This is a genomic window from Bradyrhizobium diazoefficiens USDA 110 (assembly GCF_000011365.1).
Classification (GTDB): Bacteria; Pseudomonadota; Alphaproteobacteria; order Rhizobiales; family Xanthobacteraceae; genus Bradyrhizobium; species Bradyrhizobium diazoefficiens.
In genome coordinates this window covers 8,356,161-8,368,865 of record NC_004463.1, presented here as the reverse complement: position 1 = coordinate 8,368,865, position 12,705 = coordinate 8,356,161, and the positions used below count along the sequence as shown (strand labels likewise).

At 64.9% G+C, this 12,705-nt stretch carries 11 protein-coding genes; 2 read left to right on the top strand and 9 right to left on the bottom strand.

Going from position 1 to position 12,705, the window contains the following annotated elements:
* Positions 1-178: 178 nt before the first annotated feature.
* The 4 genes from BJA_RS38670 to BJA_RS38655 all read right to left on the bottom strand — a co-directional run bounded on the left by BJA_RS38670 (position 179) and on the right by BJA_RS38655 (position 3,751).
* The gene (locus BJA_RS38670) at positions 179-1,402 is read right to left on the bottom strand and encodes an ABC transporter substrate-binding protein (RefSeq protein ID WP_028173882.1); all 1,224 of its coding nucleotides are present in this window, start codon (positions 1,400-1,402) and stop codon (positions 179-181) included.
* A 395-nt stretch (positions 1,403-1,797) separates the two neighbouring features.
* On the bottom strand, positions 1,798-2,727 hold the full coding sequence (locus tag BJA_RS38665) for an alpha/beta hydrolase (RefSeq protein WP_011090349.1): 930 nt from the start codon (positions 2,725-2,727) through the stop codon (positions 1,798-1,800).
* Between the two features lie 109 nt (positions 2,728-2,836).
* Entirely contained in the window at positions 2,837-3,331 is a 495-nt protein-coding gene (locus BJA_RS38660; protein ID WP_038967333.1) for a hypothetical protein, read from the bottom strand.
* Between the two features lie 24 nt (positions 3,332-3,355).
* Positions 3,356-3,751, bottom strand: a complete 396-nt coding sequence (locus tag BJA_RS38655) for a DUF3606 domain-containing protein (RefSeq protein WP_011090348.1) — start codon at positions 3,749-3,751, stop codon at positions 3,356-3,358.
* Positions 3,752-4,021: 270 nt separating this feature from the next.
* Here BJA_RS38655 and BJA_RS42510 point away from each other — a divergent pair, with 270 nt between their 5' ends.
* The gene (locus BJA_RS42510) at positions 4,022-4,162 is read left to right on the top strand and encodes a hypothetical protein (protein ID WP_007597071.1); all 141 of its coding nucleotides are present in this window, start codon (positions 4,022-4,024) and stop codon (positions 4,160-4,162) included.
* Here the strand turns inward: BJA_RS42510 and BJA_RS38650 are convergent.
* Genes BJA_RS38650 through BJA_RS38640 form a run of 3 tightly spaced genes read right to left on the bottom strand, consistent with a single transcriptional unit; the run spans position 4,159 to position 7,953 of the window.
* Entirely contained in the window at positions 4,159-5,745 is a 1,587-nt protein-coding gene (locus tag BJA_RS38650; protein ID WP_011090347.1) for an ATP-binding protein, read from the bottom strand. The genes BJA_RS42510 and BJA_RS38650 overlap by 4 nt on opposite strands.
* A complete protein-coding gene (locus tag BJA_RS38645; protein WP_011090346.1) occupies positions 5,742-6,446 on the bottom strand; it encodes a response regulator transcription factor in 705 nt (234 codons plus the stop codon). The genes BJA_RS38650 and BJA_RS38645 overlap by 4 nt, the downstream gene beginning before the upstream one ends.
* Positions 6,447-6,459: 13 nt before the next feature.
* On the bottom strand, positions 6,460-7,953 hold the full coding sequence (locus BJA_RS38640) for a DUF4153 domain-containing protein (RefSeq protein ID WP_038967334.1): 1,494 nt from the start codon (positions 7,951-7,953) through the stop codon (positions 6,460-6,462).
* A gap of 189 nt (positions 7,954-8,142) precedes the next feature.
* On the opposite strand from BJA_RS38640, the gene BJA_RS38635 reads away from it, so the two are divergent.
* The gene (locus BJA_RS38635; protein WP_011090344.1) at positions 8,143-9,486 is read left to right on the top strand and encodes a glycoside hydrolase family 3 N-terminal domain-containing protein; all 1,344 of its coding nucleotides are present in this window, start codon (positions 8,143-8,145) and stop codon (positions 9,484-9,486) included.
* On the opposite strand, the gene BJA_RS38630 is transcribed toward BJA_RS38635, so the two are convergent.
* Together BJA_RS38630 and hydA are read right to left on the bottom strand one after the other, a co-directional pair.
* The gene (locus tag BJA_RS38630) at positions 9,483-11,105 is read right to left on the bottom strand and encodes an ABC transporter substrate-binding protein (protein WP_038967343.1); all 1,623 of its coding nucleotides are present in this window, start codon (positions 11,103-11,105) and stop codon (positions 9,483-9,485) included. The genes BJA_RS38635 and BJA_RS38630 overlap by 4 nt on opposite strands.
* Positions 11,106-11,199: 94 nt before the next feature.
* Positions 11,200-12,654 (bottom strand): dihydropyrimidinase, encoded by a 1,455-nt coding sequence (gene hydA, locus BJA_RS38625; protein WP_011090342.1) that lies wholly within the window; start codon positions 12,652-12,654, stop codon positions 11,200-11,202.
* Positions 12,655-12,705 lie beyond the last annotated feature (51 nt).

The window sequence follows — 12,705 nt, the reverse complement described above, 5'->3', positions numbered from 1 at the left end:
GGGGAGGGAACACAGTTGTGCGTGTGGCTGCGTCAAGGTGATGACAATCGGCATTGGGTCAGTGAACTCGTCGAGCTTGTGAGCCCAGCTCTCACCGCACGGCACACCGCGCTCCCTCCCCCCTTGCGGGGGAGGGCGGGGGAGAGGGGTAGCCCGGCAAAAGGTGCGCGTGAGCAGGCTACCGCGCCGCGCCTTCCGTGAATGCGGTTTCGATCACGTCGCCGAAGGGCTGCCAGGAACGGCCGTCGAACTGCACCAGCCGCATCTGCCTGATCGGCAGATAGCTGTCCGGCGAGGTGTTCATCCTGATGTTGGGGAGCGCGAGGGAAGGCTGATAGCTCTTCAGCGAAGCCGCCTGACGCATGATGTTCTCGCGCGAAAAATCGTCGCCGCATTGCTTCAGCACCTTGGTCAGCGCCTCGGCCGCGGCGTAGCCATAGACTGCCGCGCTGTTGTTGGTGCTTTCGACCTGGTGGTATTTATCCATGAAGGCGAACCAGTCCTTCATGGCGGGATCGTTCTTCCATGCGGGATCGCTCGGATCCTTCAGGAAGGCGGCCGAGACTACGCCGGCCGAATTCTCCAGGCCCGCGGGCGCCATCGCATTGGCGATCGAGGCGGAGGCGTCGTTCACGATGAAGACCGGACGCCATTTGAGCGACGCCGCCAGCTTGATCACCTTGGACGCCGTCGACGGCACGCCGAGAAAGACGAAGATGTCGGCGCCGGCGCGCTTGAGGATCGAGACGTGCCCTTCGAGATGCTCGTCGTTGATATCGAAGGCGATGTCGACGAGGACGTGACGGTTCAGATCGCCGAGGCCTTCTTGGATACCCTTGTAGAGCATGCGCCCGAACTGGTCGTTCTGCCAGAGCACCACGATCTTCTTCCGCGGATAGTAGGCCTGGATGTAGTTGGCGTAGATGCGTCCCTCCGACCGGAACGACGGCTGCCAGCCCATGGTCCAGGGAAACGCCTTGGCCTGGCTCAGCTCCTCGTCGCCGGTGGCGAGGAAAAGCTGCGGGATCTTCTTCTCGTTCAGATACCAGCGCGTGGCGAGATTCCCGGGCGTGCCGAACGAGCCGAACATCAGATGGACGTCGTCCTTCTCGACCAGATTGCGGGTCAGCTCCAGCGCGGCCGCCGGATCGGAATTGTCGTCGCGGGTGATGAAGCGGATCTTGCGGCCGTTGATGCCGCCGCGCGCGTTGATCATATCGAAATAGGCGGCCTCCGCGGTGCCGATCGCGCCGAACTCCGAGAGCGGCCCCGAATACGGCATCACATTGCCGATGCGGATCTCGTTGTCGCTTGCCGGTTGTTCGGACCGTTGCTGGGACATCGCCCCGAGCGAAGCGAAGGCGATGATCACAATGAATAGCAGCCTGCCGGTGACGCGCATGCTCGACACCTTGTCGTTGGCCCCCAACGAGGTCGGCTCAGTCCGCACCAAGGCGAGTTGATCTACGTCAAGCGTTTGTCAAAGCTGTGGCTTGGTGGCGCACTTCAAAGCAGCGCAGCTGTTAGCGCGAACGAAAGCGGCAGGCGTGCTGACGCGCTGACAAACGAGGGAGTGTGCCGTGTGGCACCCCCCTCCCTAACCCTCCCCCGCAAGGGGGGAGGGAACGCACCTTCGTTGTGGCACGCGTTCGTTCTTATCAATTGCGACAGTGCGGTGCGGCACAGCGTAGCGGCGCACTCCGCTGCGCTCCCTCCCCCCTTGCGGGGGAGGGCGGGGGAGAGTGGTGGCCCAGCAAAAGGTCGGAGTAAATAACGCGCTCCGCCCGCAACACCCCGCTACGGCAGCCCCCGCGCCTCGAGCTGATGCACCAGCAGCAGCGTCGGTTCGGCGAGGCTGTCGCCGGAGCCGTCGAGGCCGAAGGCGGCGGCGATGCCGTCGCGGCTGCGCAGGATGGTGCCGCGCGGACAATGGCCGGCGCCGCAGAGCGTCTTCTTCAGGGTCTCGCCCTGTGCCACCAGCCTGGTGGAATCGTCCGCGGCCCAGGCCAGCACGATCGGCACGTCGACATTGAGGATGCCGGGGAAGACCGAGCGCTTGTCGTACTGGGTCGCGTCGCTGCCGAGATAGGCCTTCTCGTTGTCGCTCGCGTCCTTGCCCACGCGATAGATCCCGGACACCAGCACGACGCCAGCGACGTCGGCGCGGTCGGTCTGGAGCTCGGGATGCGCCAGCAGGGTGGCGACGTGAAAGGCGCCGGCGCCATAGCCGACCGCGACGATCTCGCGGGCATCGCCATTGAACAGGTCGATATTGCCGTGGACCCAGGACAGTGCCGCCGCCACGTCGGTCGCCCCGGCGGGCCAGCTCGCCGACGGCGCGAGGCGATAGTTGACGCGCACCCCGATCATGTCGTTGCGCGCGGCAAAGCACATGATCTGGTCCTGGATCTGGCGCGACAGCTCCGGCGCCGCATGGTCGCCGGTGAAAGTGTCGCCCGCCACGAACAGCAGCACCGGCCGCGGCGTATCCGCCTTGGTCGCGCTGGTGGCGACATCGAGCACATTGGCTTCGCTCTCGCCGTAGCGCAGGCCGCGCGCGAAGGTGACCTGCTCGCAGAGCCGCGCGGTGCCGCCGGCGGTGGTGTCGTTGTCGGTCAGCCCGACGCGGACGAGATCGGATGGCGCAGCCAGCCGCGTCGGAACCGGACCATGCGCGGAAGCTGTCGAGACGGTCAGAACAAGCAAAAATGCGAGATAATTCTTCATGATGGTGCCGGGCCTTGCGCGCTCATATTGGCTCGCTCTTGGGGCCTGTCTTTTCAATTCGCCTTATTAGTTGGCTGGTCTTGAGGCGATTTGACGGCGCCCTCGGCGCTCAATTCCCCGGCTCGAATGTGCAATCCGCGCCGCTGCCGTCCTTCCGCCTGATCGCGTTGGGGTCGATCGTGCAGCTCAGCTTGGCGAGGCTCTCGAAATTCGATCCCGCCGCGCCGTCGGGCGGAACGCCGGCCAGCGCTTCGGTCGCGAATATCTCGTTGGCAGTGGAGCCGTTCACGGTTTTCACCTTCTTGCCGAAGGTCACCTCGCAATTGCGAACGGTGATGTCGACATTGCCGGTGCGGCAGACGATCCGGTCGGCGGTCACCACAATGGCCTTCTTGTAGGGAATGTCGGCATTGGCGGAGAACAGCATCGCCACCGCCTTCTTCTCGGCGCCGGTGAGGTTCGGGGACAGCGGCGCGATCACGCCCGCGAGCGCCAGCGCCGCCGAGCCCGAGACCTTTGCGGGCGTGGCTGCGGAGGCGCCTGCGACGTGGGACGTGGCGGCAAGAACGAGGGCGCAGGATAGGATCGATCGGCCGGATTTCATCCCTGCCTCCATGGGCCCGAAATCTCAGGCGGCCTTCTTCCGTTTGACCGTTTTCTTTGCCTTCCTGGCCTTTTTTGCCGCCTTCTGGGCCGCGAGATACGCTTCCACCTTCTTGGCGGAATGGCCGGCTGCGGCCACGGCGGCCTTCAGCTTGGCCGGGGTGATCTTGAATTTCTTCGACCAGTAGCGGACCTCATAGGCCTCACTCAGCGCGATCCGGCTCTTGTCGGAGGCGCGGTGCTTCTGGAGCTTGATGTAGGCCTCGACCTTCTTGGCGGAGTGGCCGACCTTCTTGACGGCGTATTTCAGCTTGGCCGGCGTCACTTTGAACTTCTTCGACCAATAGGCGACTTCGTATTTCTCGGTGAGCGCAATCAGGGCGCGATCGGCTCCGCCCCGCTTTGCCTTGTTGTCGGCCATGCTTCCCTCCTGCCGTGGACAGCGTCCAGTCTAGCATGCAACCGGATTTGGAAGGCAAGGCGCGGGGCACGCGGGAATTGCGCGGCGGGGACGTTTTGCACCGATGTGTCAGAAGGTTGTGCGGCGCGACCGGGCCGCGCGCCGGAGCGGGCTTTCTACTGTGCATGGGGTTGTTTTCGCGTCTTTGTGTCCCTCGCACGTCCGTGATGGAACCTTCTGGCGGCTGGCGCGACTTATCCTTAGACACGGGAAGAAACGTGCGAGGCTGTCATGGCAGAGAAGCATACCGCCGATCCGGCAGAGATCATGCGGGCGACCGGTCACCCTGAGCTGGAATATGCCGCTGGCTGGACCATCGCCGGTCTCGTCACCATCGGCACCATCGTCGCCGCCTGGGTGTTCGCGATCTAGGCGACTGGAAACTGCAGCTCGAAGGCCGCACCGTCGTCGGTCGGCTTCAGCCTGATCGAGCCGCCATGGCTCGCCATCACCGCGCGCGCGATTGCCAGCCCCATCCCTGTGCCGCCCTGGTCGCGGCGGGTGGTGAAGAACGCGTCAAAGATCCTGTCGCGGTTCGGCGCCGAGATCGGCTCGCCGTCATTGCTCACGGTAAGAAGCAGGGTCGTCCGCGCGTCCACCGCCTCCAGCCTGATTGTCCCAGCCTTGTGCCGCACCGCGTTGTCGGCGAGATGCGACAGCACGATCAATGCCTTCTCGCCGGACATGCCGATCGCCCGGTCGAGGCTGCCGCTGGCCTCGATGGAGCTTTCCGGAAACCTGCTCCTGAGGTCGGCGATGACGGGCGCAAGCTCGGTGCGCTCGTTCTGCGGCAGGCTCTCGGCGCGGGCGAGCTCGCGCAGCCGCTGCGCCATCGCCTCCAGCCGCTGGGTGTCGGACAGGATGTTGGCGATGAACGTTTTCTGCTCGGCCGGCGTCAGGTCCTCGGATTTGCCTTGAACCGAATCCTGCAACAGCTCGGCTGCGCCCTTGATCGAGGTCAGCGGCGATTTCAGCTCGTGGGTGAGGTGCGCCGAGAAGGTCGCGATGTAGTCGGAGCGCCGCGCCAGCTGCTCGGCCATGCCGAGGAAGCTGTGCGAGAGCTGGGCGAACTCGCGCGTGCCGTAGTGCCGCAGCGGCCTGAACGCCTCGCGGTCGCCGCGGCCAATTCTGGCGGCGCGGTCGATCAGCTCGCGCATCGGCAGCGTGATGGTGCGGGAGAACACGAGGCCGATCGCGATCGTGCCGAGGATCACGGCGAGCCCGGCCAGCACGAACTTAGCCCGCTCCTGGTAGAGATGGTCGAAGATGTTGCTCGGCGTCCGCGTGGTGTAGATCACCCCCGCGACGCGGTTGTTGACGATGACGGGCATCGCCGAGAACACGTGCACGCCGAGGCCGCGGCTGAAGGAGTAGATCGGCGGCGGCGGCTTGTCCGGCACGCGGTTGCGCAGGGTGGCGCGATACTGCCCGTGCAGCGCGTCCGCGACCTCCTCGATATGGGCAAGCGACTGCCCGACCTCCTGGCGCCCGGCGATCACGACGCCCTGCGGATCGAGGATCCTGAAACCTGCCAGCGTCACCTTCTGGGTCTCGCGGATGATCGGCGTCAGCCTTGCGCCGATCTCGACATAGGCCGGCTGTGCCGGCTTGGGCGCGGGTTGCGCATCGGGCCGCCGGCGGAGCAGATCGTTGGCGGTGAGGTCAAGCGCGGGGCGGATCGGCGTGACCTGGTCGCCCGGATCAGGCAGCACGTTCGGCGGCACCTCGGCGCCGAGCGTCAGGCCGCTGTCGAGCCTTGCCGTGACCTCCTGCGCATAGATCGTCGCCAGCACGCGGCTTTGCGCGATCAGCTCGGCCTGGGTCTGGCGGATCAGCTGGTTGTCGTAGAGGCGGAAGAAGAACAGGCCGACCAGCGGCAGCACCGCGACCGTCGCCAGCACCGCGAAGATGACAAGCCCGAGCGACGGCCGCCATTTGTCGGGGGCCCCGCTCATGCCTCTTTCTCGCAGCGGCCGAGCTTGAAGCCGACGCCGTGGATGGTCTCGATCACGTTGTCGCAGGAAAGCGCCGCGAGCTTGGCGCGGATGTTGCGGATGTGGCTATCGATGGTGCGGTCGGAGACCTGGATGTTGAGTTGGTAGGCCGCGCGCATCAGCTGCTCGCGGTTGAACACCGAGGTCGGCCGGGTCAGGAACGCGCGCAGAATGCCGAACTCGATCGCGGTCAGCTTCAGCGGCGTGCCGGCGAACGACGCCACATGCTGCTCCGGATCGATCAGCAGGCCACCTTGCGCCAGCGCGCTCGGCCCGGCCTTGGCCTCGCCATTGCGCGGGCTGAGCCGGCGCAGGATGACGTTGACCCGCGCCACCAGCTCGCGCGGGCTGAACGGCTTTGTCACGTAGTCGTCGCCGCCGATCTCAAGGCCGAGCACGCGGTCGATCTCCTCGTCGCGCGCCGACAGGAACAGGATCGGCACGTCGGAGCCTTTGCGTATCTCGCGGCAGACGTCGAGGCCGTCGAACTCGGGCATGCCGACGTCGAGCACGATCAAATCGGGCCTGTCGGCGGCAAAGCGGGCGAGTGCCTCCTTGCCGTCGCGGGCCTCGATCACGTCCATGCCGGCCTTCTTCAGGGCGACCCGGATGACCTCGCGGATGTGGCCCTCGTCGTCGACGATGAGAATGCGATGCGCCAAGTAAACTCTCCGCTCACCCTGCCGGCTGGTTCTTCACCTGCGCCTCCAGCCTGCGCTGGAGCCGCCAGTTTCGAAAGCCCCAGCTCCGCCAGGCCAGATCCTGACGTTGCTGTTCTACAAGGCGGTCGCGGCGCGACACAAGGCAGCTCTCGGGGCTGCCGGGCCGCAGCAAGATCGCCTTGTCTATGGCGGGCAGCGCCTGTGGCCCAAGCGTCAGGAGATAGTTGATGTCGATCTGCACGCCGTTGCCCGATGCTTCCCGACTGTGGGCAACATTATAGTCGGCAATGAACGCATCGAAGTTCACCAGCGAGGCAGTATAGAGCACGATCGTTAACGCGATCAGATTGGCGCGGACAAGCCACCGGTTGGATTGGTCGAGCGCGATGCGGGCCACGATCAGGATCAGCCCGAGTGCCACCAGACCCATCCAGATGAAGGCCGCGATGCGCCAATAGGTCAGCATGTAGATGCCCACGTAGAGGTCGAGGCGGAGGATGGAGGAGGCGACCAAAAGGACGTTCTGCCCGACCCAGAGATAGACCAGCGGCCGGATCACCTTTGATTTGTCAGCCGGTTCACCCGGGCGCATCGCCACCAGTACGAAGGCAGCAGCGAGCAGGGCGGTCGCGATCAGCGGGTAGGCGCCGCGATGGGCGTAGGCCGCATAAGTCATGTTCGCGGGCAGCGCGACGTGACCCCAGAGATAGATGCCGTCGAGAATGGACTGTGCCGCGAACAGCAGATTGAACAGGATCAGCGAGCGCAGGATCGTCGAGGGGCCGAGAAACTCCGCTGAGACCATGGGCGGCAGCGGCGGCACCGGGCCATCGGCATCCGTCGTGGTAACAACCTTCCTCCGCCGCCAGCGCACATGGATGAACGGCCAGACCAGCGCCAGCATCGTCGTCCAGAACAGCACACGCGGTACGCTGACATATTCGAGGAGGATTTTTGGATTGAGCAGAGACACCCACTGCTCGATCACCGGATTGGCCGCCGCGAACAGCGCGACGAAGACGGTGCCGAGCGCCACCGGCAGCAGCCAGAGCGCGATGCCGCGGGTGAACGCCGACATGTTGAACACCTGAAGCGCGTCGAGGAAGAACCTGAAGGGACCGAGCAGGAAGAAATTGCGTAGCGCACGGGCACGCTCGGTGAACTCGGTCGTTTCCGGATTGGTCGCGACCATGAGCGCAATGGCCAGCGCCGTGATGAGGATCGGGAAGGACAGCGTGTTGAGCTCCTCGACGGCCGGCACGAGGCCGGCGACGAGAATGGTCGCAGCGATCATGGCGCGCCGCAGATCCAGGGCCGCATGATTGAACAGCGCCGACACGCAAGCCATCGCGGTCGCAAACAGCGTGAGCGACAGTCCGATGCGCTCGCCATAGAACAGCCGGTCGGCGAGCGCAGCCAGCGCCAGCGCGCAGCCAAGCTTGGCTGGAATCGAGGAATGCCTGATCGGTTGGATGTCCGCTGCGATCGTCGAAGCCAGGCTCGTCATGTCCAAAAGACCTCTCGTGATGGGTAACGTCACGAAGTCTGAACAGCGTCTGTGCAGAAGGCGGGATCATCGTCTGCACGGTTTCAGGAGTCTTTTGCAGTTTTCGTGCAGGTGCGCTTTTGCCTCTCGCGCAGCGCAAATCGCTTTGTTAGGTGCGAAGCATTCGCCACTTCTAGCGTGTGACGCATCATGCAATTCCTCCGCCGTATCGGTCTCATCCTGCTCTGGCTGGCCGCGCCTATCGTCGCGTTCGCGGCCGCGAACAAGAACGATCCCTATCTGGTCCCGCTGCGCGGCGCCGGAAACATCGTGCTTGTCGTTGCAAGCATCGCGATCGTCATGCTTCTGCTTCGCAGAGGGCGGTGGCGCACCATGGCCGGCAAGCTTCTCGTCATGCTCTGGTGCCTGCCGCCGCTGCTGATGTCGGTGGCGCATCTGAAGTTCGAGCTGCGCAAGCACGACGTTCTTGCCGCCAGCGCCAATGAGGCGCGTCAGCTCGGGCCTCACTTCATGGTCGGCTATTCCTCCTTTCCCGAGGTCGCGCGCCTTGCCGAGCAAGGCTTGATCGGCGGCGTCTACGTCACCCGGCACAACATCCGGGGGCGGACCATCGAGGCGCTACGTGCCGAGATCGCTACGCTCCAGGACAAGCGGCGCGCTGTGGGGCTGCCGCCGCTGGTCGTCGCCGCGGACCAGGAAGGCGGGATCGTCGGGCATCTCGCGCCGCCGTTGACAAAGGTGCCGGCGCTCGCGACCCTCTCCTCGCTTGCCCCCGACGAGCAGCAGACCAAAGCCGAGGAGTTCGGCCGCATCCACGGCCGCGAGCTCGCGGGCGTCGGCGTCAATCTCAATCTTGCGCCGGTGCTCGACCTCAAGCCGCCGCAGAGGCGCAACCGCCTCGATTTCCATACGCTGATCGGCCAGCGCGCGATTGCGACCGATCCCGTCGTGGTCAGCACGATCGCAAACGCCTATGTCCGCGGGCTGGAAGAATCCGGCGTGGGCGCAACGCTGAAGCATTTCCCCGGCATCGGGCGCGTGCGCACCGACACGCATCATTTCAGTGCCAGTCTCAACACGCCGGTGAGGGAGCTGGAGGCAACCGACTGGCTGCCGTTCCGCGAGGTGCTTTCGCATTCGCATAGCGCGCTTATGGTCGGCCACGTCACGCTCACCGCGGTCGATCCAGATCGCGCCGCGTCGCACTCGAAGCGGGTCGTCCAGGGCATCATCCGCGACAAATGGAATTACCAGGGCATGGTGATGACCGACGACCTCGTGATGGGCGCGATCTACCAGAACGACGTCTGCAAAGCAGTGGTCGAGGCGATCAATGCCGGCGTCGATATGCTGCTGGTCGCCTATGACGGCGCGCAGTTCTATCGTGTCTTCGCCTGCGCGCTGAACGGATCGCGGCAGGGCAAGCTCGACGCGGTGATGCTCCACGCGAGCGAGACGCGACTCGCGCGAAGCTTTCCGACCGGGCAGGCGCGAGACGCCTCAGGCCTCGTCCGCGTCGTCGATCGGCACTAGCCCTTCGCGAACTGACGGTAGTCCGGCTCGCGGTGAAACCAGAACTCGTAGCCGGTGACGGCCTTCTGCATGGCGACGTCGTGGATCGGCTGGTTGAGCGGGATGACGGGAACGTCGCGCATGCAGAGCGCGATGAAATCCTTTACGCACCTGTCGTATTCTGCCGCATCCGCGGTGAAGCGTGCCTTGTCGATCAGCGCGTCCATCTCCTTGTTCTGGTAGGAGGAGATGTTGAAGATCGAATTGTTGCCGTGAAAATTCCAGTAGAAGTAATATTCGGGATAATCCAGCCAGCCGCTGAAGCGGTTGAGCGCGAGCGGCAGCTCCTTCTTGTTCAGCGTCGTGCGCCAGTTCGCGCCGGGGATTTTCTCGATTCCTGCCTTGATGCCGATCTTGGCGAGGCTCTCCTGGATCAGGATCGCGGTCGGCTCGCCGACGGTCGCCGTACCGGTGTCGAGCGACAGCGTCGTTTCCAGTCCGGACTCGAACCCTGCCTCTTTCATCAGGGCCTTGGCCTTGTCGAGATCGGTGACATAGGGAAACGGCTGCGGCCAGACCGGCTTTGAGACGTCGGCCGCGCCGCCATACATCGGAACGGCGCGTCCGAAGAAGGCGCTGCTCTGGATCTGCTCGTAAGGCATCGCCCAGGCGACGGCCTGGCGCAGCTTGGCATTGTCGAACGGCGGCTTTGCCGTGTTCAGCGCGACGTACCAGAGCGCGTTCGGGATCGGCACGCCCGAGACCTTGACCTTGCCCTCCTTGATGATCTGCTCGAAATCGCGCGGCGCAAAGCCGCTGGAGATATCCGCATCGCCCCGCTCCAGCATCGCGCGCCGCGTGCCTGCGGAGGGGACGTCGCGCGCGATCACGCGCTTGACCTTCGGCAGCGGTCCGCTCTTCCAGTCGTCAAAGCGCGCCAGCACGGTCTCGCTGCCGGGCTTCCAGCTCTCGATCCTGTAGGCGCCGCCGCCGGCCTCGTTGGTCTTCAGCCAGGCCAGCGCCCACGGATCCTCGGGCGTTGCGTTCTTCTTGGCGAGCTCGGAATTGATGATGAAGGGCACGACCACCGCGACGTTGAACAGCAGCATCTTGTCCTTGCGCACATAATCGATGCGGAAGGTGTGGTCGTCGACCACGACGAACTGCTCGGGCTTTTCCAGCGATCCCGCCGACATCTGGAAGGTCGGAAAGCCGCCGACCTTCACGGCGCGGTCGAACGACCATTTGACGTCCCTGGCCGTGACCGGCGCGCCGTCGTGGAATTTCGCATCCTTCCGCAAGCGAAAGGTGCAGGACATGCCGTCGGCCGCGACCTCCCAGCTCTCGGCGAGTTCAGGCGCGAGCTTCTCGCGATCATAGGACACGGTCCCATCGGGCAGCGTCTTGGAGGCGTAGGTCAGCAGGCGATCGTAGCAATTCCAGGACAGGCCGTTCACGGTCTGGTTGGAGCCGACGCCCTGCATGTCCAGCGAGTTCGGCCCCAGCTCCTGCACCACCAGCAGCGTCTCGCTGCGTCCCTGCGCCCGGGCGAAGGGAGGCGCGACGGCCGTCATTCCGGCGATACCGAGGCCACCGAGCACGACGCTGCGACGGTTCATGTCGGAAGATGATGCGCTCATCGCGGCCTCCTTGAGAGAAAGTTGCGACATAAAGAGGCAAAGCGCGTGCCATCAACCGCGCTTCATGGCGTCGCATCCCGCGTGGATCGCGTTCTCAAGGCGTCACCGCTCCGCGTGCGACTGCGCGCGGGGCGGTCAGCTCTTTCCAGGTCGAATTCGCCACATGCACGGGCGAGAAGGCGGGGCGTTCGATGTAGCGGCCATCGCCTGCCTCGGCGCGCAGATCGCCATCCGTCCAGACGACGCGGCCGCGCGAGAGCGTCGCCGCCGGTCCGCCGGTGCAGGCAAAGCCTTCGAACACATTGTAGTCGATCCGGCTCATCTGCCGCTTCGCGCTGATGCTCTTTGTCGCCTTGGGGTCCCACACCACGATATCGGCATCCGAGCCGACCGCGACCGCACCCTTGCGCGGGTAGATGTTGAGGATGCGGGCGATGTTTGCCGAGGTCACCGCGACGAACTCCTCCTTTGTCAGCCGCCCCGTGGCGACGCCCGCGGTCCACAACAACGCGAGGCGGTCTTCGAGGCCGCCGGTGCCGTTCGGGATCTTCCTGAAATCGCCGAGCCCGAACCGCTTCTGCTCCGTGGTGAAGGCGCAATGGTCGGTCGCGACCACCTGGAGCGAGCCGGATTGCAGGCCGGCCCATAGGCTGTCCTGATGCTGTTTGTCGCGGAACGGTGGCGACATCACGCGCTGGGCGGAATGATCCCAGTCCTTGTGCTGGTACTCACGGGCATCGAGCAGCAGATGCTGGATCAGCGGCTCGCCATAGACGCGCTTTCCCGCTGCGCGCGCCCGCGCGATCGCCTCATGCGCCTCGCGGCAGCTGGTGTGCACGATGTAGACCGGCGTGCCCGTCATGTCCGCGATCATGATGGCGCGGTTGGTGGCTTCGCCCTCGACCTCCGGCGGCCGCGAATAAGCGTGGCCCTCGGGGCCGGTGACGCCGCGCGCGATCAGCGCCTCCTGCATCAGGGCGACGACGTCGCCGTTCTCCGCATGGACAACAGGCATCGCGCCGAGATGGGCGCAGCGCGCGAACGAGTTGTAGAGCTCGTCATCATTCACCATCAGCGCGCCCTTGTAGGCCATGAAATGCTTGAAGGTGTTGATGCCGTAGGTTTTGACCACGGTCTCCATCTCGTCAAAAATCTGCTTCGACCACGACGTCACCGCCATGTGGAAGCCGTAGTCGCTGGCGGCCTTCTCGGATTTGTGCCGCCACTCCTGATAGGCCGCGAGCATCGACTGGCCGGGATCGGGCAGGCAGAAATCCACCACCATGGTGGTGCCGCCGCTCAGTGCCGCCTTGGTTCCCGATTCGAAATCGTCGGCGGTGACGGTGCCCATGAACGGCATTTCGAGATGGGTATGCGGATCGATCCCGCCCGGAATGACGTAGGCGCCGCCGGCATCGATGACCTCGGTGCCTGTGGGCGCCTCGAGCGACGGGCCCACCGCCACGATGGTCTCGCCGTCGATGAGCACGTCCGCACGGCGCGAATGATCGTGATTGACGACGGTGCCGCCGCGGATGAGGAGGGGCATGAGAGACTCCGGATAGAGGTGAGGGGACGGCCCGAAGGCTAAGCGCACCAC